21 protein-coding genes are annotated in these 18,802 nt (G+C 68.3%); 10 read left to right on the top strand and 11 right to left on the bottom strand.

The genetic code is table 11. The annotated features are described in order from the left end of the window. The first annotated feature begins 325 nt into the window (after positions 1 to 325). The gene (locus ON19_RS24560; RefSeq protein ID WP_043697624.1) at positions 326 to 1,729 is read left to right on the top strand and encodes a class II fumarate hydratase; all 1,404 of its coding nucleotides are present in this window, start codon (positions 326 to 328) and stop codon (positions 1,727 to 1,729) included. 100 nt (positions 1,730 to 1,829) lie between these two features. On the opposite strand, the gene ON19_RS24565 is transcribed toward ON19_RS24560, so the two are convergent. From ON19_RS24565 to ON19_RS24580, 4 genes are all read right to left on the bottom strand, one after another. After that, a complete protein-coding gene (locus ON19_RS24565; RefSeq protein WP_043697627.1) occupies positions 1,830 to 2,687 on the bottom strand; it encodes an acyl-ACP desaturase in 858 nt (285 codons plus the stop codon). 102 nt (positions 2,688 to 2,789) lie between these two features. Continuing rightward, on the bottom strand, positions 2,790 to 3,374 hold the full coding sequence (locus ON19_RS24570; RefSeq protein ID WP_043697663.1) for an LGFP repeat-containing protein: 585 nt from the start codon (positions 3,372 to 3,374) through the stop codon (positions 2,790 to 2,792). A gap of 183 nt (positions 3,375 to 3,557) precedes the next feature. Beyond that, a complete protein-coding gene (phoH2, locus tag ON19_RS24575) occupies positions 3,558 to 4,943 on the bottom strand; it encodes an RNA 5'-3' helicase PhoH2 (protein ID WP_043697629.1) in 1,386 nt (461 codons plus the stop codon). Positions 4,944 to 5,209: 266 nt separating this feature from the next. Further along, positions 5,210 to 5,587: a DUF488 domain-containing protein gene (locus ON19_RS24580; RefSeq protein ID WP_218006474.1), complete on the bottom strand. Its 378-nt coding sequence runs from the start codon at positions 5,585 to 5,587 to the stop codon at positions 5,210 to 5,212. A gap of 77 nt (positions 5,588 to 5,664) precedes the next feature. On the opposite strand from ON19_RS24580, the gene ON19_RS24585 reads away from it, so the two are divergent. After that, positions 5,665 to 5,937, top strand: coding sequence for a hypothetical protein (locus tag ON19_RS24585; RefSeq protein WP_043697632.1), 273 nt, complete (start codon positions 5,665 to 5,667; stop codon positions 5,935 to 5,937). Positions 5,938 to 5,943: 6 nt separating this feature from the next. On the opposite strand, the gene ON19_RS24590 is transcribed toward ON19_RS24585, so the two are convergent. Beyond that, a complete protein-coding gene (locus tag ON19_RS24590; RefSeq protein WP_043697640.1) occupies positions 5,944 to 6,366 on the bottom strand; it encodes a limonene-1,2-epoxide hydrolase family protein in 423 nt (140 codons plus the stop codon). After that, the gene (locus tag ON19_RS24595; RefSeq protein WP_043697641.1) at positions 6,363 to 7,106 is read right to left on the bottom strand and encodes a TetR/AcrR family transcriptional regulator; all 744 of its coding nucleotides are present in this window, start codon (positions 7,104 to 7,106) and stop codon (positions 6,363 to 6,365) included. The genes ON19_RS24590 and ON19_RS24595 overlap by 4 nt, the downstream gene beginning before the upstream one ends. Before the next feature lie 114 nt (positions 7,107 to 7,220). On the opposite strand from ON19_RS24595, the gene ON19_RS24600 reads away from it, so the two are divergent. The 6 genes from ON19_RS24600 (at position 7,221) to ON19_RS24625 (ending at position 12,037) form a co-directional block, all read left to right on the top strand. Next, positions 7,221 to 8,417: an FAD-dependent monooxygenase gene (locus ON19_RS24600; RefSeq protein ID WP_043697642.1), complete on the top strand. Its 1,197-nt coding sequence runs from the start codon at positions 7,221 to 7,223 to the stop codon at positions 8,415 to 8,417. A 200-nt stretch (positions 8,418 to 8,617) separates the two neighbouring features. Then, complete coding sequence (locus tag ON19_RS24605) at positions 8,618 to 9,004, top strand: hypothetical protein (protein ID WP_157229830.1); 387 nt, start codon at positions 8,618 to 8,620, stop codon at positions 9,002 to 9,004. Continuing rightward, positions 9,001 to 9,597 carry a DUF3558 domain-containing protein gene (locus tag ON19_RS40665; RefSeq protein ID WP_083899607.1) on the top strand — a complete coding sequence of 199 codons (597 nt, stop codon included), beginning with the start codon at positions 9,001 to 9,003 and terminating at the stop codon, positions 9,595 to 9,597. The genes ON19_RS24605 and ON19_RS40665 overlap by 4 nt, the downstream gene beginning before the upstream one ends. An 18-nt stretch (positions 9,598 to 9,615) precedes the next feature. Next, positions 9,616 to 10,824 (top strand): hypothetical protein, encoded by a 1,209-nt coding sequence (locus ON19_RS24615; protein ID WP_043697646.1) that lies wholly within the window; start codon positions 9,616 to 9,618, stop codon positions 10,822 to 10,824. Next, positions 10,824 to 11,561, top strand: coding sequence for an ESX secretion-associated protein EspG (locus ON19_RS39155; RefSeq protein WP_051169268.1), 738 nt, complete (start codon positions 10,824 to 10,826; stop codon positions 11,559 to 11,561). The genes ON19_RS24615 and ON19_RS39155 overlap by 1 nt, the downstream gene beginning before the upstream one ends. Positions 11,562 to 11,596: 35 nt before the next feature. After that, positions 11,597 to 12,037, top strand: coding sequence for a DUF6841 family protein (locus ON19_RS24625; RefSeq protein WP_043697647.1), 441 nt, complete (start codon positions 11,597 to 11,599; stop codon positions 12,035 to 12,037). 84 nt (positions 12,038 to 12,121) lie between these two features. Here ON19_RS24625 and glyA read toward each other — a convergent pair whose 3' ends face one another. After that, positions 12,122 to 13,417, bottom strand: coding sequence for a serine hydroxymethyltransferase (gene glyA / locus ON19_RS24630; RefSeq protein WP_043697649.1), 1,296 nt, complete (start codon positions 13,415 to 13,417; stop codon positions 12,122 to 12,124). A 122-nt stretch (positions 13,418 to 13,539) separates the two neighbouring features. Beyond that, positions 13,540 to 14,118, bottom strand: coding sequence for a TetR/AcrR family transcriptional regulator (locus ON19_RS24635; protein ID WP_051169269.1), 579 nt, complete (start codon positions 14,116 to 14,118; stop codon positions 13,540 to 13,542). A gap of 94 nt (positions 14,119 to 14,212) precedes the next feature. Between ON19_RS24635 and ON19_RS24640 the strand changes: the two genes are divergently transcribed. Beyond that, positions 14,213 to 14,671 carry a PaaI family thioesterase gene (locus tag ON19_RS24640; protein WP_372478677.1) on the top strand — a complete coding sequence of 153 codons (459 nt, stop codon included), beginning with the start codon at positions 14,213 to 14,215 and terminating at the stop codon, positions 14,669 to 14,671. A gap of 292 nt (positions 14,672 to 14,963) precedes the next feature. On the opposite strand, the gene ON19_RS24645 is transcribed toward ON19_RS24640, so the two are convergent. Continuing rightward, a complete protein-coding gene (locus ON19_RS24645) occupies positions 14,964 to 16,163 on the bottom strand; it encodes a hypothetical protein (RefSeq protein WP_043697651.1) in 1,200 nt (399 codons plus the stop codon). A gap of 181 nt (positions 16,164 to 16,344) precedes the next feature. Between ON19_RS24645 and coaA the strand changes: the two genes are divergently transcribed. Next, positions 16,345 to 17,277 carry a type I pantothenate kinase gene (gene coaA / locus ON19_RS24650; RefSeq protein WP_043697655.1) on the top strand — a complete coding sequence of 311 codons (933 nt, stop codon included), beginning with the start codon at positions 16,345 to 16,347 and terminating at the stop codon, positions 17,275 to 17,277. A gap of 6 nt (positions 17,278 to 17,283) precedes the next feature. Here the strand turns inward: coaA and ON19_RS24655 are convergent, their stop codons facing one another. Further along, positions 17,284 to 17,892, bottom strand: coding sequence for a hypothetical protein (locus ON19_RS24655; RefSeq protein ID WP_227954623.1), 609 nt, complete (start codon positions 17,890 to 17,892; stop codon positions 17,284 to 17,286). Positions 17,893 to 17,953: 61 nt separating this feature from the next. Beyond that, positions 17,954 to 18,733 carry an isoprenyl transferase gene (locus tag ON19_RS24660; RefSeq protein ID WP_043697657.1) on the bottom strand — a complete coding sequence of 260 codons (780 nt, stop codon included), beginning with the start codon at positions 18,731 to 18,733 and terminating at the stop codon, positions 17,954 to 17,956. Between the last annotated feature and the right edge of the window lie 69 nt (positions 18,734 to 18,802).

Below are 18,802 nucleotides of genomic sequence, written 5' to 3' on the forward strand. Positions count from 1 at the left end.
CCGGGAGTCGGGCCGAGTGGCGCCGAGGGGCTGGGATCCGCGATACCCCTCGTGTACCCGATCTCGCTGACCGGGGGCGAACTGCTGTCCCTGGCAATACGTCGCGGAGCAGCAGCTACTCGGATCGAGTCGGGTAAGCCTTTGCGCGGCCATCACTACAGCTCGACGGTGCTCTCTTCGACATCGGGCCCGAGCACGGCTTTCATAGACGGCGGCGGCATCCGGGGAGTCGGTTTCGTATTCCCGGTGCGGGGCGGCTGGGGTGTGCGAATGACCTCAGGCGTGGCTGCCCCATGGGGGGCGGCTGCGGCATAGGGTCGGAATCATGACCGAGGAGCAGCAGTACCGCATCGAGCACGACACCATGGGCGAGGTTCGGGTTCCGGTGGACGCTTTGTGGCGGGCGCAGACGCAGCGGGCCGTGGAGAACTTCCCGATCAGCGGACGCGGCTTGGAGCGCGCGCAGATCCGCGCGCTCGGCCTGCTGAAGGCCGCGTGCGCCACGGTGAACCGCGACCTGGGTCTGCTCGATCCCGGCAAGGCCGATGCCATCGTCGCCGCGGCGAACGAGATCGCCGAAGGCAAGCACGACGATCAGTTCCCGATCGACGTCTTCCAAACCGGTTCCGGCACCAGCTCGAACATGAACGCCAACGAGGTGATCGCCTCGCTGGCCAAGGCGAAGGGCGTCACCGTCCACCCGAACGACGACGTGAACATGTCGCAGTCGTCCAACGACACCTTTCCGACGGCAACGCATCTGGCCGCCACCGAGGCGGTCATCACGGATCTGGTTCCCGCGCTGGAGCATCTGCGGCTGGCGCTGCTGGACAAGTCGGCGGAATGGCGGACCGTGGTCAAGTCCGGGCGCACCCACCTGATGGACGCGGTGCCGGTCACCCTGGGTCAGGAGTTCGGCGGGTACACCCGTCAGATCGCGGCGAGCATCGACCGTGTCATGGCCACGCTGCCGCGGCTGGGCGAACTGCCGATCGGCGGAACGGCGGTCGGCACCGGGCTGAACGCGCCGGACGGCTTCGGCGCGAAGGTCGTCGCGGAACTGGTGCGCGCCACCGGCATCGATGCGTTGCGCGAGGCCGAGGACCACTTCGAGGCGCAGGCCGCGCGCGACGGTCTGGTCGAGGCGTCCGGCGCGCTCCGCACGATCGCGGTGAGCCTGACCAAGATCGCCAACGACATTCGCTGGATGGGCTCGGGCCCGCTGACCGGTCTGGCCGAGATCCAGCTGCCGGATCTGCAGCCGGGCAGCTCGATCATGCCGGGCAAGGTGAATCCGGTTCTGCCCGAGGCGGTCACCCAGGTCGGCGCCCAGGTGATCGGCAACGACGCCGCGGTCGCCTTCGCGGGCGCGAACGGCGCTTTCGAATTGAACGTGTACATCCCGGTGATGGCTCGCAACCTGCTGGAGTCGATTCGCCTGCTGGCCAATGTCTCTCGCCTCTTCGCCGACAAGTGCGTGCGCGGCCTGGTCGCCAACGTCGAGCACCTGCGCACGCTCGCCGAGTCCTCCCCCTCGATCGTGACCCCGCTGAACTCGGCGATCGGCTACGAGGAGGCGGCCGCGGTCGCGAAGGAAGCGCTGAAGGAGAAGAAGACGATCCGCCAGACCGTCATCGATCGCGGGCTGCTCGACGAGAAACTGACCGAAGCGGAACTCGACCGCCGACTCGACGTGCTGGCCATGGCGAAGGTGAAAGAGCAGGACTGAGGAGACCAGCAAACGAACGCCACCTCGGTAACCGTGGGGCTACCGAGGTGGCGTTCGACTGGAGCACCCGCGAAGCGGGTCCGGATCGGATGACGGCAGGTCAGTCGCGCAAGCGCGAGAGCTCCTCGCGCGCCAGCACACCATCGGGGCCGAAATCGGTGCGGGTGAAAATGTTCCACCTCCGCAGCAACGGCGCGAAGACCAGCTCGTCCTCCTTGGACCGGTCGTAGACGCCCGCCTCGGCGAGCGCCGCGTCGCTGCTGCGGCCGTCCGCCAGCGTCACGGTCGGGACCTCGAAACCGGCGACGCGGTCGGCGATGGCCCGCACGGTCTGGTCCGGCGCCAGATCGAGCGCGGCGGCGATCAGGTCGGCGAAGAAGACCGACTGCAGTTCGTCGTCCTGCGCGATGCGCTCGGCCATAGCGGTGACCAGAGGGTTCTCGCCGAGCGCGGCGATGTTGCGGTGCCGGACCGCGCTGGCGACCTCCTCGAACGCGCAGTTGGCCAGCACATCGAGCAGGTGCATCGCCGGGCGGCGGAAGCCCTTGGTCATGTGCTCCATCCGCAACCGCTCCAGTTGCACCGGGTCGACGGCCCTGGTGACCATGAGGTAGTTGCGGACCATGATCTCGTGACGGTTCTCCTCGGCCGTCCAGCGGCCGACCCAGCGCCACCACGCGCCGGTGCGCAGGTACTTGCCGATCTCGCGGTGATACGAGGGCAAGTTGTCGGCGATCAGCACGGAGACGGTCAACGCCAGTTTGGCGGTGTCGCTGAGCTCGGACTGTTCCGGCGTCCAGTCGGTACCGCCGAGGAAGGCGAAGTTGCGCCCGTCGTCCCACGGCACGAAGTCGTGTGGCTGCCACCCGTCGGCGACATCGACGTGCTTGCGCAGCAGCAGTTCTACGTCCACCGCGAGCGATTCGAGCAATTCGCGATCGGTCAGGAGAGTTTGCACCGAGATAACCTAGCGGCTTGGCCCGCGAAGCGGGGGCGGATGGATGGAATGGGCGGGCTACCGGGACCGCAGGGCGGTCCCGGACGCCGAAATCCCGGGTTACTACTTCGGCGTGACGGTGATAGTACCGTCCACCCAGGTGATGGTGCCGCCGGTGAAATCGCTCTGCTTACCGCCGGGAATGTCCTTCTCGTCGCTGACCGGGTAGCCGAGCTCGCCCTGCGCGCCGCCGTTGTCCTCCCACGCCTTGCGGATCTCACCCCAGACGATGTGCGGTTCGCCTTCCTTGGCCTCGTAGATCGTGCCGCCCGCGAAGTCCTGGTACTCGCCGTCGTCGGGGCCCTTCTCCTCGGCTTCCAGCGGGAGGCCGAGCGTGCCGGTGGGGCCGCCGAGCTGGGTGTACTTCTCGTAGATGTCGCCGTCGACGGAGATCTCACCGGCCGGGGTGGGGATCTTGGTCCCTTCGGCGGCCGGGCCCGCGGTGCCCGTCGCGCGGTTCTCGGTGGTGGTCGCGTCGTTGTCGGGCGTGGTGGTCCCTGGTGCGAGCGTGGTCATCATGGTCGTCACCATGCCGGTCATGGTGGCGGCGGTGTCGGAGTCGTTGTCGTCGCCACAGCCGGCCAAGGCCAGCCCTGCCGCGGCGAGCACTGCGGTGAATCCAGCCGTTCGTCGAGCGAAGTGGTGCATGTCCATCCTCTCGCTGTGGGCTACCGACACACCACGGGCTCCGTGACGCCGCGCGTAGCCTCGGCCGATTGTCAGGCGATGACCCGGTGACCGACGAGGTCACCGGGTCATACCGAACAGCTATCGCGGCGGATATTACCCGGCGGGTGTGTCGTGAAACACACCACGGGCGGTGCTGCGGGATCAGGCGTTGGGGCCGTACTCCTCCAGCATCTCGGTGACCAGCGCCGCGATCGGCGAGCGCTCGCTACGGGTCAGCGTGATGTGCGCGAAAAGCGGATGGCCTTTGAGCTTCTCGACCACCGCCGCGACGCCGTCGTGCCTGCCGACGCGCAAGTTGTCGCGCTGGGCCACGTCGTGGGTGAGCACCACCCGCGAGCCGGTTCCCAGGCGGCTGAGCACCGTGAGCAGGACATTCCGCTCCAGCGACTGGGCTTCGTCCACGATCACGAAGGAGTCGTGCAGCGACCGCCCGCGAATGTGGGTCAGCGGCAACACCTCCAGCATGTCGCGGCTGAGCACCTCCTCCATCACCTCGCGGCTGGCCAGCCCGTCGAGCGTGTCGAAGACCGCCTGCGCCCAGGGGCCCATCTTCTCGCTCTCGCTGCCGGGCAGGTAGCCCAGCTCTTGGCCGCCGACCGCGTAGAGCGGGCGGAAGACCACCACTTTGCGTTGGGTGCGCCGTTCCAGCACCGCCTCCAGGCCCGCGGTCAACGCGAGCGCCGACTTGCCCGTGCCCGCGCGGCCGCCGAGCGAGACGATGCCGACGCTCTCGTCCAGCAGCAGGTCGAGCGCGATGCGCTGCTCGGCGGACCGGCCGTGCAGCCCGAACGCCTCGCGCTCGCGCACCAGCTGCACCCGCTTGTCCGGCGTGACCCGGCCCAGAGCGCTGGAACTGACGCCGAGCAGCCGGATGCCGGTGTGGCAGGGCAGCTCTCGCGCCTCGTCCAGATCGATCACCGACTCGGCGTAGAGCTGATCGATGCGCGCCGTGCTGACGTCGAGCTCCACCATGCCGGACCAACCGGAGGTCACCACGTCCTGGGCGTGGTACTCGTCGGCGTGCAAGCCTACCGCGCCGGCCTTGACCCGCAGCGGAATGTCCTTGGACACCAACACCACTTCGCGGCCCTCGGCCGCGAGGTTGAGCGCACAGGCCAGGATCCGGGCATCGTTGGTGTCGGTGCGGAAGCCGACCGGAAGGACCGCGGGATCGGTGTGGTTCAGTTCCACCTGCAACGTTCCGCCCTCGGCGCCGATCGGCACCTGCTGATCCAGCCTGCCGTACTGCAGGCGCAGATCGTCCAGATTGCGCAGGGCTTCGCGCGCGAACCAGCCCAGTTCGTGATGGTGCCGTTTGGCTTCGAGTTCACTGATGACCACCAGGGGTAACACCACATCGTGCTCGCCGAACCGAGTGAAGGACCAGGGATCCGACAGCAGGACGGACGTGTCGATGACGAAGGTTTTGCCGGCTGATTGCGAGGGGCGGGCCCCCTTCGCGGCGGCTCCGCCTTTCGCGGAGCTGGAGTTCGCCGAGGGAGCGGAAACGGAGCGTGCAGCAGTCACGGTGGGCTCCTCTGTGTTCGCGCGGCAGTCGCACGAACGATCTCGCTGGACCGGTCCGTCCTGATGGACCCGACGTTGCCGTCAGGCGCCACGAGGGCCGGGGACCGGCCCCCTCGTACTGAGTAGCTCAGTCACGGCCAGGACCTCCCGTACGAGCCACACCGCCGCGGCCCGCACACCCGACGCTACCTTCGACCGGGGCATCCGCGCTCAGGGACCGGGAAGCGTGTCCGTGAATTTGTGGTAAACCCGCACGTCGCGCGGGTTCAACGCAGCACGTCGAGCAACACCGGAACATGGCTGTTCGCCGGATCCTGTACGGCGGTGAGCAATGTCACCGGACCTTCGGCGGCCAACGTGCGCAATTCCCGCAAATCTTGCTGAACATCCGGCGCCGCCAGTTCCGCACGGTAGCGGCGGGCGAATTCCGGGCCGCGCGCATCCCGGTCGGCATGGAACCAGCGGCGCAATTCGGTGGACGGGGCGAGCGCCTTGGGCCAGCGATCGACCCGCGCTTGCGCTTTGGTGATCCCCCTCGGCCAGAGCCGGTCGACCAGCACCCGCGTGCCGTCGTCCGGGTCCGGAGTGTCGTAGACGCGCTTCATGTGGAAGGCGGGCGGCGTTTGCGGTGTCATAGCAGTCATCGCAGCACGGCTTCCGGGGACGATATTGATTCGCCACGCGGTCGCTGTCGCCCGATTCGACGGTTAGAGTCGCTGGTATGTCCGGTAACGAGGATTTGGAGAAGCTGTCGTCGAAGGAGCTGCACGACCGGGCGATGAAGCTGGCCGTGCGGCGCGGTGACGTGAGGTTCCTGTGGCGGCTGCTCACCTCGATCCCGGCGGCGGAGGCCGCGGCGGGCAACGTCGGCGAGAGCGAGGCGGACGTCAAGTACGTGCTGCCGATGCTCGACCAGTACGTCCACGCGGGCGACGGCGCGGTGGCCGAGGTGCTGCGGCCGGTCTACCTGGACTACCTGACTCAGCACTCCTGAGCCGGGTCAGCCCCGCTTCAGCGCCGCGCGCCAGAGGCCGACTCCGGCGCCGCGCAGGACGTTCTCCCAGCTGAAGTGGTCGTGCCACAGGATGATTCGGCCGTCGCGCAGCTCGAAGGTGCCGGTCACCCAGAATCCGACGCGCACCGGCCCGAAGCGCAGGTAGTCGGTGCGGTCGGTGAGCACGACGTCGCCGTCGGCGGCGATGTGGTGCAGGTCGACGCCGAAGCCGAGCCAGTCGCGGCGGAGGCCGCGCAGCACGCCCGCGACCCGGCGCAGGCCCTTCACGTCGGGCAGCGAGGTGTTCTTCCAGACGATGTCCGGGTGCAGCAGGTCGATCGCCTCCTCGGCGGCGCCGATTTCCAGCGCGGCGAAGAACTCCCGCACGGTGGTGATCGAGTCCTGTCTCAGATCGGGTTCGTCGGTCATGATCCGAGCGTAGGCCGCGCCGGTCCTTCGCGGCGCGCGACGAGCACGGCCAGTCCGTCCAGAATGCGCCCGATGCCGAATTTCAGCGCGCCCTCCCCGCCCGCGACCGCGCCCTCCTCGGCGAACGCGGCGACCGCGGCCGGGTAGCGATCCGCCGCTGCGGCCACCATCTCGGCCAGCTGCCCGGCGATCTGTTTCTCGAACTCGTCTGCGTCCACCACCCGGGTCTGCTGCACCAGGCTGCGGGCGTGCCCGATCAGCAGGACGACGGTGTCCAGGCGCTCGGCGGTGGTGAGCCCGGTGTCGGCGAGCGCCGCCAGCGCGGACTCCATCCAAGCCATCTCGTTCGGCCCGATCGGCCGTACACCCACCGACACCTCCAGCGACCAGGGGTGGTCGCGCAAGCGTTCGTAGATCGTCTCGCACCACACGCTCAGCCGCCCGCGCCAAGCCTTCTCCGCCGCTCCGTCGCCGCCGCCCATCTCCGGGGGTGCGCCCAGCGCGGTGTCCAGCATCAGCGCGACGAGTTCGGCCTTGCCCGGCACGTAGCGGTACAGCGACATCTTGGTGAAACCCAGGCGTTCGGCCAGCCGCTGCATGGACAGGCTCGCCAGACCTTCGGCGTCGGCCAGCGCGATCGCCTCCGCGACGATCCGCTCCACCGACAGCGCGGGTTTCGGACCGCGCGTCGGGCGGTGACCGGTACCCCAGAGCAGTTCGAGTGTGGTCGGTGTCGGCATGCCCGAAATCCTTCCGGAGAACGTCTTGACCCAAAACTGTGTCTACCATACGCTGATCCGCGTCCATCGGATACAGTTTCCATTGGACACAGATTTCGACCACGGGAGATCCTCATGCGCAGCACCACCGTCCTCGTTTCCGGCGCCGGCGTCGCCGGGCCCGCTCTGGCCTACTGGCTGCACCGATACGGATTCGCGGTCACCGTCGTCGAGCGCGCCCCCGCGCTGCGTCCCGGCGGTCAGGCGATCGACTTCAAGGGCCGCACCCACCGCACCGTGCTGGAACGGATGGGCATCCTGCACGAGGTCGAGGAGCGCAGGACGGGCACCACCGACACGGTCTTCGTGGACGAGCGGGGTTCGCGGCGGGCGCTGATGTCGGGCGAATTCACCGGCGGCGACGTCGAGATCCTGCGCGGCGACCTGTCCGAGATCCTCTACAGTCGCACCGCCGACCGCTGCGAGTACCTGTTCGGCGATTCGGTCACCGCGCTCACCGAGACCGAGGCAGGTGTGCGCGTCGAGTTCGCGCACGCGCCCGCACGCGTCTTCGACCTCGTCTTCGGCGCGGACGGCATCCACTCGCGGGTCCGCCGCCTGGCCTTCGGCCCCGAGCGCGACTTCGTGAAGTACCTGGGTTACTACTACGCCGTCGCGGGCGCGAGCCCGTGCGGCGGCAAGGTAGCCGGACGGCGCGAACGCGTGACCGCCTACGCTCACAACGCTCCCGGACGACTCGCGATCAGCGGCGGCCCGAAGGCGCAGCAGATGTACATGTTCGCCGCTCCCGAACTCGATTACCCCCGCGACGACAGCGCGGCCCAGCGCCGCATCCTCACCGAGACCTACGCCGAGGTCCGCTGGGAGGTGCCGCGCATGCTCACCGAACTGGCCGAATTCGACGATTTCTACATGGACTCGATCAGCCAGGTCCGCATGCCGGACGGATACACCAAGGGGCGGGTCGCCTTGGTCGGCGATTCCGCGTACGGAAACACGCTGGGCGGCTTCGGTACCGGGCTCGCCGTGGTCGGCGCGTACGTCATCGCGGGGGAACTCGCCCTGGCGGACGGCGATCACACGGCCGCCTTCGCCCGCTACGACGAACTCATGAAGCGCTACGCGAAGATCGCGGGCAACAGCAACGCCGGTCGTTTCCTGGCGCCGAAGACCGCGCGCGGCATCAAGATGCGCGACTGGTTTCTCGAATCCCGGCTGTTCGCGCTGATGACCAAGTACAGCGACAACGCCGCCAACGACATCGATCTGAAGGACTACCCCGCCCTGGTCGGCACGGCCGACGCGCGCTGATCATCCGCCACCCGCCTTGACAGCAATCGGACCCCTCGCGCCGGCCGGGGCTGGGCACGACATCCCAGTTCGCCACGGCCGCGCCGCCGATGCCGAGAGGCACGACCGGGCGGCCCCGTTCGATCGGCTGTGTTTCGATGGAACCGGAGCGAGATGGGACGCGTCTATAGAGTCAGACGGCACTGACGGAAGGGGCGGCTATGGCGGACAGCCCGTTTCCCGGGTACATCGACGCTGCGAAAACCGGGGCATTGCAGGTGCGGATGGACCCGCAAGGGTTCGTCGAGATCGACCAGGCGTGTCAGGAGTTGATCGACCAGCTCACCGGTGCCCGCGCGGACGCTCGCGATCTGGGTGAGAAGACGCAGTGGGGATTGGGCGAGGACAATCCGCGCCTTTCATCGGCGGTCGAACTGGTCCGGCTGTTTCGGGAGAAAGCTTTCGGGGGCCCGAACAACGCCTATGACACTCTGAGCGACTACATTTCCGTCGCCGAGGAGATCCGAGCCATGTTCAAGGCGATCTGCGACACCTACCAGCGCACCGATGCAGAGTTCGCGGCAAAGATGCGGGAACTCAGCGTATGAGCGGCAGCGAGCACAGGGTTTTTCGGCCGACGGCGGGTTTCGCAGCAGTGGCGGCACTGGCGGTACTGCTCACCGGGTGTGGGGACGAGACCACGTCATCACAGACGGCGGCATCGATGACGCGGCCGAATGCCGCAGGCACGGGAGGGAGTTCGACTGCCGGGCCCGGCTCGCAGACATCGTTCGACCCCTGCACCGCCCTGACGCCTCAGTTCTTGGCCGACCACCAATGGGACGCGCTGCCACCCGTCCCTAAGCAGAACAGCACGAGCGGAATCAGCTGGAAGGGCTGCCGGTATGTCGCGCGAGCCGGGTACAGCCTCACGATCCAAACGACGAACGGGACGCTCGACCAGGTGAAGGAGAAGTTTCCTTCGGCCATAGGTGTCGCGATCGGTAGTCGGAATGCATTGCGGTACGAAGCTCGTCCTGACGTTCCTGGTGGCTGCACGGTCAACGTCGAGTTGCACGGTGGCTCGCTGTACATCCTCGTCGACGATCCGAGCGGCAAGCACCCACGAAAACTGTCACCGTGTGACAACGCCACCGATATCGCCCGAGCAGTCGCACCACTGCTGCCCGCGGGCAGCTGAACACCGGGGGAAGCGATCATGAGACAAACCGACGGCCGCGCGATCACCAATCCGGAGAACGCGCAGAGCTTCTCGCACGCGGAGATCGAACAGGCGGCCGACGCGATGAATCCGGCCGGGCTCGACAGCGCGCTCGCCGCGTGGTCGGCCATCGCCGCGGCGGTCACGAACGCGGGGCAGCAGTTCGAGTCCGCGATCAAGAAGGCCGTGGAGCAGCAGTGGGAGGGCGCGGCGGCCGACAGCGCGGTCCGCGGCGTGCGGGACTACGCGGCGCGGATGGGCGAATTCGGGGAGGCACTCGGCGCGCAGAGTGTGCCGCTGTCGGCGGCGGCGGACGCGGCGACCAAGTTCAAGATGTCGGTGCCCGACCTGGCGGACACCTCGGGTAGCTCGGCCGATCCCGAACAGCGCAACGCGCGGGAGGAGCAAGCCCGCGACGAAATGAACACCCAGTACATCCAGCCGTACGGGGCCACCGCGCCGGCCATTCCCACGCTGCCTCCCCCGGTCAGCCCTGCCGCCGCGACACCGACGGGCCTCGAGACCGGCACCGGTACGGAAGCAGGCGTGAACGCCGGTTCGCAGCCGGTGGACGGCACTCGCCCCGCCGACACGTCCTCCTCGGGCGACAAGCCGTCCTCCGGCGGCGATCCCACTTCCGAGCACACCGCCTCACCCAGCAGCACGGCGGAGGAAGGCACCCCGGACGACCAGCCGCAACAGACAAGCGAGAACACTCCGGAGACGACTACGCCGCAGGCCGTTTCGCAGAGCCAGGACGCGGCGGCCACCACGCCCGCATCCACCACGAGGACGCAGACGCCGACTTCGGCTACACCGTTGCCGTCCACCGCGCCGCTGCCGACCGCACCCGCCGCCGTCACCCCGGTGTCGTTCGACAGCAGGCCGAACGGCACGCCGGCCAGGCCGGGCACGCCCGGTGCGGTGGGAACTCCGAGTGCCGCGGAGAACGAAGCGCGATCGGGCACTTCGCGTCCCGCTCAGCCCACCGCCCCGGCCGCGTCCCCTGCGTCATCCGCTCCGGCGGGACGCCCCGGGGCGCCGGGCGTCCCCGGCTACCCGGGCATGGTCCCGCCGGGGATGCGCGGCAGGCGCACGGACGACGACGAGCACAAGTCGCCGAAGTACCTGCGCACCGAGGAACACGCGAAGGAACTGCTCGGCGAGGTGCAACCGACCGTGCCGCCCGCCCTCGGAGAGAAATGATGGCGCAGTGGTCGCTGTCGGCCGAGCAGTTCGCCGCGGCGTGGTTCGGGACCGGGCTGGATCGCATGCCCTTCCCGTTCCGGTTCACCAGCCGGTTTCCCGGGCTGCACGAGTACCAGGACTATCAGCGGCAGTTCCGCGCCGAGCTGGACCGTGCCGAGCGGCTGCCCCTGCGCAGCGCGATCGGCACGCTGGCCGGCCCCGACTGGCGCATCGAACTGGTCGGCTACGACAACACGCGCGAGGGCGTCGAACTGCGCGCCGTCGCGTGCGGGACACGCACCGGCTCGGGTGTGCTCGCCGTGCAATCACCCGCGCCGGACGGTGGCCGAGTCCAGCTGCGCCGCTGCCGAGTCGACCAGCTCGCCACCGAAGTGGTGCGCCTACTGCCGCAAACCCCGGCCGGAACGGTCGGCGAGAAGAGCTTTCTGCTCGACGATCTCAACGACGATCGCCCGGACTTGTTCGGCAACGCGCCTGCCAGCCAGGCCAAAGAACGCTACCGGCGTTTCTGGCGGCAGTCGTGCACCACCCGCGGCACCGCCGTCGTGCTGCTCGGCCCGCGCAACGACGCGCCGCTGCGGACCGGGCGCCTGCGCTGGATCGACACGACCGACGGCCGTTACTGCGAGGTGCCCGCCAATCGCGCCCTGATGATCCGTCCCGGTACCAGCACCGATATCGCCCGATATCTGGACGAGTCGATCGTGCGGGCGAAAGCGCGCATGGATCGGTAGTTCCGGATCGCCGCGGCGGCTCGTAGTTTGAGACCATGGCAACTCGGGACGAGATCGAGGCATTTCTGGTCGCGTATCAGCAGGCGTTGAGCTCGTTCGACGCCGAGCGTTCGGCCGCGCTGTGGGGCACGCCGGGCACGATCGTGGGCGACGGATTCGTCGGCTCGCTGTCTTCCCGCGCGGACATGGCGGAGGGTCTGCGCCAGTCCTATCCCCTGTATCGAGCGCTGGGACTCGCGAGGGTCGACCACACCTTGCTGGGGCAGGTCGAACTCACCGCGCGCATCACCCGCCTGCACGTCCGATGGCACTTCTTCGACGCTGCGGGCGCATTGCTCACCGACAGTGACTACGAATACCTGCTGCGCCGCGATGACGACGACGTGCTACGCGTCTACGTCGCGGTCGCCATCGATGAAATGCGGAAGCTCATCGAACTCGCGGCCGCCAAAGGCATCGAAATACCGGATTCCTGAGCCGACGGCGATCGTCGCGGCTCTCGCGCTCCCCGCTTCGCACATCGGCTGACCGACAGCGGATGTGCGAAGCGGGCGCGAGCGTCAGCCCAGCAGGCGCCAGTCCTCCAGACCGTCGTACAGCGGAACGTCCTTCGCCAGTTTGCTCACCCGGGCGCGCAGCGAGTCCAGGTCGGCGCTGCCGGCCAGCGCCGCGGCGATGATGTCGGCGACCTCGGCGAACTCGGTGTCGCCGAAGCCACGGGTGGCCAGGGCGGCGGTGCCGATCCGCAGGCCGGAGGTGACCATCGGGGGGCGCGGGTCGAACGGAACGGCGTTGCGATTGACCGTGATACCGATCTCGTGCAGCAGGTCCTCGCCCTGCTGGCCGTCGAGTTCGGAGTTGCGCAGGTCGACCAGCACCAGGTGCACGTCGGTGCCGCCGGTGAGCACGCTGATGCCCTTGTCCTTGACGTCCGCGGCGGTGAGCCGCTCGGCCAGGATCTTCGCCCCCGACAGGGTGCGCTCCTGACGATTCTTGAACTCCTCGCCGGCGGCGATCTTGAACGCGACGGCCTTGGCGGCGATGGCGTGCATGAGCGGGCCGCCCTGCTGACCCGGGAACACCGCGCTGTTGATCTTCTTGGCGTACTCCTGCTTGGCCAGGATGAGGCCCGAGCGCGGACCGCCGAGGGTCTTGTGCACGGTCGAGGACACCACGTCGGCGTAGGGCACCGGCGAGGGGTGCAGACCGGCGGCGACCAGACCGGCGAAGTGCGCCATGTCCACCCACAGGTACGCGCCGACTTCGTCGGCGATCGAGCGGAACGCCGCGAAGTCCTGATGGCGCGGGTAGGCCGACCAACCCGCCACGATCACCTTCGGACGCGCCTGCAACGCGATCTCGCGCACCTCGTCCATGTCGACGCGGTGGTCTTCCTTGCTCACCCCGTAGGAGTGCACCTCGTACAGCTTGCCGGAGAAGTTCAGGCGCATGCCGTGGGTCAGGTGACCGCCGTGCGCGAGGTCCAGGCCCAGCAGCTTGTCGCCCGGATCCATCAGCGACATCAGCACCGCGGCGTTGGCCTGCGCGCCGGAATGCGGCTGCACGTTGGCGAAGTCGGCGCCGAACAAATCCTTGGCGCGGTTGCGCGCGAGGGTCTCCACCACGTCGACGTGCTCGCAGCCGCCGTAGTAGCGCCGCCCCGGGTAGCCCTCGGCGTACTTGTTGGTGAGCACGCTGCCCTGCGCCTGCAGCACCGCGCGCGGCACGAAGTTCTCCGAGGCGATCATCTCGAGCGTGTCGCGTTCGCGGGCGAGCTCGCCTGCCATCGCGGCAGCGAGCTCCGGATCGAGCTCACCGAGAGACTGGGAATTGACAGAGGCGGTCGTCTGCGTCACGGCCTCAGTCTATGGGCCGGGGGCCGAGTCCCAGAGCAGGGGGTTCATCCCCTGTGTCCGCACAGGCGGGGCAGGCCGCCCCTGTGGTGACGTGCGCCACGCTGGTGCGCGGCGAGCGGCCCTCAGCGGGAGTCGTCGTCTTCCGGCAGATAGTTCGCCAGCAGCACCGCCAACTGCCGTCGCGCGTCCTCCAGCGGCCGCGTGGACTTCATCGCCCGCGCCTGGACGATGGCGCCCTCCATCGCACTGAACGCGAAACTGCTGAACGAGCGCGCCTCCTCGGCGGACATGCCCGCGGCGACGAGCGCCGCGCCGAGCCGTTCGTGCCAGGCGGCGAAGACCTCGCCCGCCGCGGCCTGCACCCGAGGCTCGGACTCGGCCAGCGCGGCCCCGACGACCGGGCAACCGGCTCGATAGCCGGTCTTCTCCAGTGCGGTGACCCACCAGCCGAGCAGCGAATCGAACCACCGGCGCGGCGGCGCGGCGGTGACCTTGTCGATCACCTCACCGATCCGCGTGCCCGCTACCCGGGTGGCGGCCTCGACCAGCTCGCTCTTGCCCGCGGGGAAATGCTGGTAGAGCGAGTTGCGCGAGGCGTTGCTCCGTTCCAGCAGGGTGGCCAGCCCCGCGGCGTGCACACCCTGCTCGCGCACCAGTTCGATGGCGCTTTCGATCAGCCTGGTGCGCGGCCCTGCGGTCATGCGAGTTCCTTGCTCGACGGTTGCGTGAACCGATCGGTCCATGTTGCAATCATGTCAGATGTGGACCGATCGGTTCATCGAAAGGATGGGATTGATGTCCGAAGCCACGGTCGACCTGGCTCAACTGTCCGGTCTCGAACTCCTGCGCACCGCGATGACCAGGACGGATCGCCCGCCGTTCATCGGGGACCTGCTCGGCATGGAGGTCGATGAACTCGAACACGGCAAGGTGGTCTTCGCGCTGCGCACCCGGCCCGACTTCGCCAACCCGCTCGGCACCACCCACGGCGGCATCTGCGCCACCCTGCTCGACTCGGTGATGGGGTGCGCGGTGCACACCACGCTGGAGGCGGGCGTCGGATACACGACGCTGGAGCTGAAGATCAACTACATCCGCGCGGTGCCCACCGACGGACAACGCCTCACCGCCACCGGCACCACGATCCACGTCGGACGCACCACCGCGACCGCCGAAGGACGGGTGGTGGACGAACAGGGCCGCCTGGTCGCCCACGCCACCACCACCTGCGTCATCTTCCGCGCACGACCTTGACCCGAGGAGCGCACCCCGCACGGACGGGCCCCTGATTCATGGGGCTCTACGAGCCGTAACGAGCGATGGTGCGCCGACCGGTTTTCCTGGTGACAGTGCACATCACCTGACGAAGGAACGAACATGGTCGGCTTGGTCTCGGTACCCAACTCCCCGGTCGAGGCGCTGCTGCGCACCCTCTCACTGCTGCTGTGCAGCATCTCCGCAGGCGGGCAGGGCTGCGCGGTGATCCAGTAGCCCCCTGAGCCCGCGCGGCTCGGCCCGCTCAGGTCGAGCCGCGCGCCCCGCCGGCTCACGCCGCGGCGCGCACCGCACCCGGAGTGAGCGGCTCGTCGAGCAGTCTGCGGAAGCGATCGGCGCGGCCGTCGGCGTCGGCGGCCCGATCGAGCCATCCGCCCAGCAGCCGGTACCCCTCCACATAGGTGGAGATGTAGGCCCGCCACAGCGGCGAGGACAGGAACCGCAGCGACTGGCGCGCCCGCTCGGGCGTCGTCAAATTCCAGGTCTGCAAGAAATCCGCGACCTCGTCGTGCGTGCGCCCCCGGTCGTGCAGCAGTAGCGCGGCGTCCTGGCGCACGCCCAACAGCTTGGCCGAGGCGTTCGAAAGCCGTTCGGCTCGTTCGCCGTCGAAGCGCAGCCCGAGATCGGCGTAGATCTCCTGCGCCCACTTGCCCCACCCCGGCCCGACGATCGAACGCAGCGCCAGATCGGCGAGCCCCTCGGCCATCAGGCACTGCGGGGTGTTCACCAGGAACAGCGTCTGCTCGGCCTGCCCGGCGGCCACCAGCCCGGCCTCCTTGCGGCAGTGCTCGGTGTGATGCCCCGGGTAGGACTCGTGCGCGATCAGCTGCGGCAGGTGCGCCATGTGCTGCTTCAGGTCGGAGTTGATCGCGACGCGGGAGCGGTAGTTGCCCAGGTAGTAGTTGAATCCGGACCAGGGCTTGTCCCCGACCACCTCGTAGCTGACGTGCTCGTGGTCGGGCAGCGGATAGCGGGCGCGGACCAGCTCGCGCAGCGCGCTCGAGAACGCCTCGACGCAGGCCGACAGGCGTTCCGGGGGGATCTCGTCGGCTTTGCGATGCGCGGCCACCCGTTCGGCCAGCGGCCCGTCCCCGGCGAGCACCTCGTCCATCTGCCGGTGCGCGTCGCGGTAGTCGTCCACGTCGCCGGTCGCTATGTCGACGTCGAAGTACGCGCGCACTTCCTCGACGAACCCGATGTCGTCTCCGGCGAATTTCCGCCCGGAACATTCCAGCGCGCGCAGGTGCACGTCGAGGAATTCAGTGCGCTCCGGCGCCAATCCGGCCTCCGGCACCGCGGCGCGCAACTCGGCGGCACGACGAGCCAGTTCGCGCGGCTGCGGCGCGGGTGCGTTCTGCACCTCGCGGCGCAGCGCGGGATCGCCGGTGAAGGCGTCTACGAACCCTTCCTCCAACCGGTCGAAGGCCAAGCCGAGCCGCAGGTATTCGGTCACGAGCGGATGCGCTTCCATGCCAGCCGACATTAGCGGCTCACACCTGGCTCATCGAGTCGGTTACCAACCGGTAGTGGTACCCCGGTCATCCCACGATGTTGACGCGGAGCAGAATTCGGCTATGCGGCGACAGCTAGACCGAATCTCACCGGATCCGCACCGTAACTGTGCGTGTTTGCCGAAACGGAGTGTCGGGTAAGTGGCACGAATGAGCGAGCCGAGTCCCTACGTGGAATTCGACCGGAAACAGTGGCGAACCCTGCGTAAGTCGACTCCTTTGGTGCTCACCGAGGAAGAACTGATCGGCTTGCGCGGCCTCGGAGAACAGATCGATCTCGAGGAAGTCGCGGAGGTCTATCTCCCGCTCGCTCGTCTCATCCATCTGCAAGTGGCGGCGCGTCAGCGGCTGTTCGCCGCGACCGCGACCTTCCTCGGCGAAACCCATCCCGACCAGCAGGTACCTTTCGTGATCGGCGTCGCGGGCAGCGTCGCGGTGGGCAAGTCCACCACCGCGCGCGTGCTCCAGGCGCTGCTGGCGCGCTGGGATCACCACCCGCGGGTCGACCTGGTGACCACCGACGGATTTCTCTATCCCACCGCGGAACTCACCCGGCGCGGCATCATGCATCGCAAGGGATTCCCGGAGAGCTACGACCGCCGCAAGCTGCTGCGATTCGTCACCGAGGTGAAATCCGGCGCCGCCGAAGTGTGCGCCCCGGTGTATTCGCACATCTCCTACGACATCGTGACGGGCAAGCTGCACTGCGTGCGCCAGCCCGACATTCTGATCGTGGAGGGCTTGAACGTGCTGCAGACCGGTCCGCGCCTGATGGTCTCGGACCTGTTCGACTTCTCGATCTATGTGGACGCGCGTATCGAGGACATCGAGAAGTGGTACGTGCAACGATTTCTCACCCTGCGCAAGACGGCGTTCGCCGACCCGAACGCGCATTTCCACCACTACTCCGGATTCAACGACGAGCAGGCCACCGCCGCCGCGCAGGAGATCTGGAACAACACCAACCGGCCGAATCTGGTGGAGAACATTCTGCCCACCCGCCCGCGCGCCACACTGGTGCTGCGCAAGGACGCCGACCACAGCATCAATCGGCTGCGGCTGCGGAAATTGTGATTCCGCTTACAATTTCCACGCCTCGTCCAGGCGCCGGGCCACATCGATATCGCGGACCGCGGCGATGTGCGGCTTACGTATCTCGGCGGAGATATAGCGGGCGACGAAACGCCTGATCTCGTGGTCGACGCTGGCGAGGATGCGCAGCAGCTGCCCGCGCTTGGTGGCGGCGGCGACGTCGACGCGCACGTCGCCCGGGCGCGGCTCGGCGATATCGATCACCACCCGCAGCGGCGCGGCCGTGCGCACCGTCAGGTGCAGGTGCACGGTGCCCTCGGCATGGAACCGATGCCGGTCGACCGCCAGGTCCAGCAGCAGGTCGAGGTCAAGCGGGATGATCAACTCGAAGGCGATCGTCTCGTCGTCGTGGCGGCGCAGCCGCGCCGAGCCGAGCTGGACCTCCGCGGTCACCTTGGCCAGCCGTCCCGGACCGACCCCGATCGGGCCGAAATCGAATGCGGTACCGGTCAACTGATCGAACGCGCCGGAGATGCGCTCCTCGGAGGCGGCGTACTCCAGGAAGCGTCTACCGAACTCCGCATAGCTGATCGAGTCGCCCGGCCCGTGCTGCACGGCTCCGGCGGCGTCGGCGGACCGGTGGTCGAACGAGCTCATGAGACCGCACGGTACGCGAGAAGGACGGGGGTGGCGCCGGATTCACCAGACCAAGATCGAATCAGACGCCGAAACGGCGATGGCGCGCGGCGAAGTCGCGCAGCGCCCGCAGGAAATCCACCCGACGGAACTCCGGCCAGTACGCCTCGGTGAACCATATCTCCGAGTATGCGCTCTGCCACAGCAGGAATCCGGACAGCCGCTGCTCTCCGGAGGTGCGAATGACCAGGTCGGGGTCCGGCTGACCGGAGGTGTAGAGGTGCTGGCCGATGGCGTTGACGGTGATCGACTGGACCAGGTCCTCGCCGGTCTCGCCCGCGGCGATCTCCTGGCGGACCAGCGAGCGCACCGCGTCGGTGATCTCCTGCCTGCCGCCGTAGCCGACCGCGACGTTGACGTGCACGCCGCCGCGCCCCTCGGTGCGCTCGGCCGCGGTGCGCAGCCGCTTGGCGATCAGCTCGGGGAAGCCGTCGAGCGAGCCGACGATGCGCACGCTCCAGTTCTGCTCCGGCGCCGACAGCTCCTCGACCACGTCGGTGATCACCTCGAACAGCGTCTCCAATTCGTCCGGATCGCGCTGGAGGTTCTCGGTGGACAGCAGGTAGACGGTCACCATCTCGATGCCCTCGGCCTCGCACCAGCCCACCAGCTCGGCGATCTTGAGCGCTCCGACCCGATGGCCGTGACTGACATCGGTGAAACCGTTCTCCCGCGCCCACCGGCGATTGCCGTCACACATCACCGCGACATGCCGGGGATGCTGTTTGCCGGCCAGCTGCCTGGACAGCCGGGCCTCGTAGATGCGATACGGCAGACCCCGCACCTGACTCGGAAGTTCCACGCGGGCAACCCTACGCCTCGACGACACGATCCCGGCATCGACCGCGATACGCCGGTACAGTAGCCAGGA

Source organism: Nocardia abscessus NBRC 100374, from assembly GCF_000308455.1.
GTDB lineage: Bacteria > Actinomycetota > Actinomycetes > Mycobacteriales > Mycobacteriaceae > Nocardia > Nocardia abscessus.

What these genes read in the sequence shown, in the direction of transcription:
- ON19_RS24590 (WP_043697640.1), bottom strand. Translation starts at nt 6,366, where the DNA reads ATGACCGACGAACCCGATCTGAGACAGGACTCGATCACCACCGTGCGG.
- ON19_RS40665 (WP_083899607.1), top strand. Translation starts at nt 9,001, where the DNA reads ATGAGCGGCAGCGAGCACAGGGTTTTTCGGCCGACGGCGGGTTTCGCA.
- ON19_RS24615 (WP_043697646.1), top strand. Translation starts at nt 9,616, where the DNA reads ATGAGACAAACCGACGGCCGCGCGATCACCAATCCGGAGAACGCGCAG.
- ON19_RS24585 (WP_043697632.1), top strand. Translation starts at nt 5,665, where the DNA reads ATGTCCGGTAACGAGGATTTGGAGAAGCTGTCGTCGAAGGAGCTGCAC.
- ON19_RS39155 (WP_051169268.1), top strand. Translation starts at nt 10,824, where the DNA reads ATGGCGCAGTGGTCGCTGTCGGCCGAGCAGTTCGCCGCGGCGTGGTTC.
- ON19_RS24640 (WP_372478677.1), top strand. Translation starts at nt 14,213, where the DNA reads ATGTCCGAAGCCACGGTCGACCTGGCTCAACTGTCCGGTCTCGAACTC.
- ON19_RS24625 (WP_043697647.1), top strand. Translation starts at nt 11,597, where the DNA reads ATGGCAACTCGGGACGAGATCGAGGCATTTCTGGTCGCGTATCAGCAG.
- ON19_RS24655 (WP_227954623.1), bottom strand. Translation starts at nt 17,892, where the DNA reads ATGAGCTCGTTCGACCACCGGTCCGCCGACGCCGCCGGAGCCGTGCAG.
- ON19_RS24605 (WP_157229830.1), top strand. Translation starts at nt 8,618, where the DNA reads ATGGCGGACAGCCCGTTTCCCGGGTACATCGACGCTGCGAAAACCGGG.
- ON19_RS24600 (WP_043697642.1), top strand. Translation starts at nt 7,221, where the DNA reads ATGCGCAGCACCACCGTCCTCGTTTCCGGCGCCGGCGTCGCCGGGCCC.
- ON19_RS24580 (WP_218006474.1), bottom strand. Translation starts at nt 5,587, where the DNA reads ATGACTGCTATGACACCGCAAACGCCGCCCGCCTTCCACATGAAGCGC.
- ON19_RS24645 (WP_043697651.1), bottom strand. Translation starts at nt 16,163, where the DNA reads ATGGAAGCGCATCCGCTCGTGACCGAATACCTGCGGCTCGGCTTGGCC.
- ON19_RS24560 (WP_043697624.1), top strand. Translation starts at nt 326, where the DNA reads ATGACCGAGGAGCAGCAGTACCGCATCGAGCACGACACCATGGGCGAG.
- ON19_RS24595 (WP_043697641.1), bottom strand. Translation starts at nt 7,106, where the DNA reads ATGCCGACACCGACCACACTCGAACTGCTCTGGGGTACCGGTCACCGC.
- ON19_RS24570 (WP_043697663.1), bottom strand. Translation starts at nt 3,374, where the DNA reads ATGCACCACTTCGCTCGACGAACGGCTGGATTCACCGCAGTGCTCGCC.
- ON19_RS24635 (WP_051169269.1), bottom strand. Translation starts at nt 14,118, where the DNA reads ATGACCGCAGGGCCGCGCACCAGGCTGATCGAAAGCGCCATCGAACTG.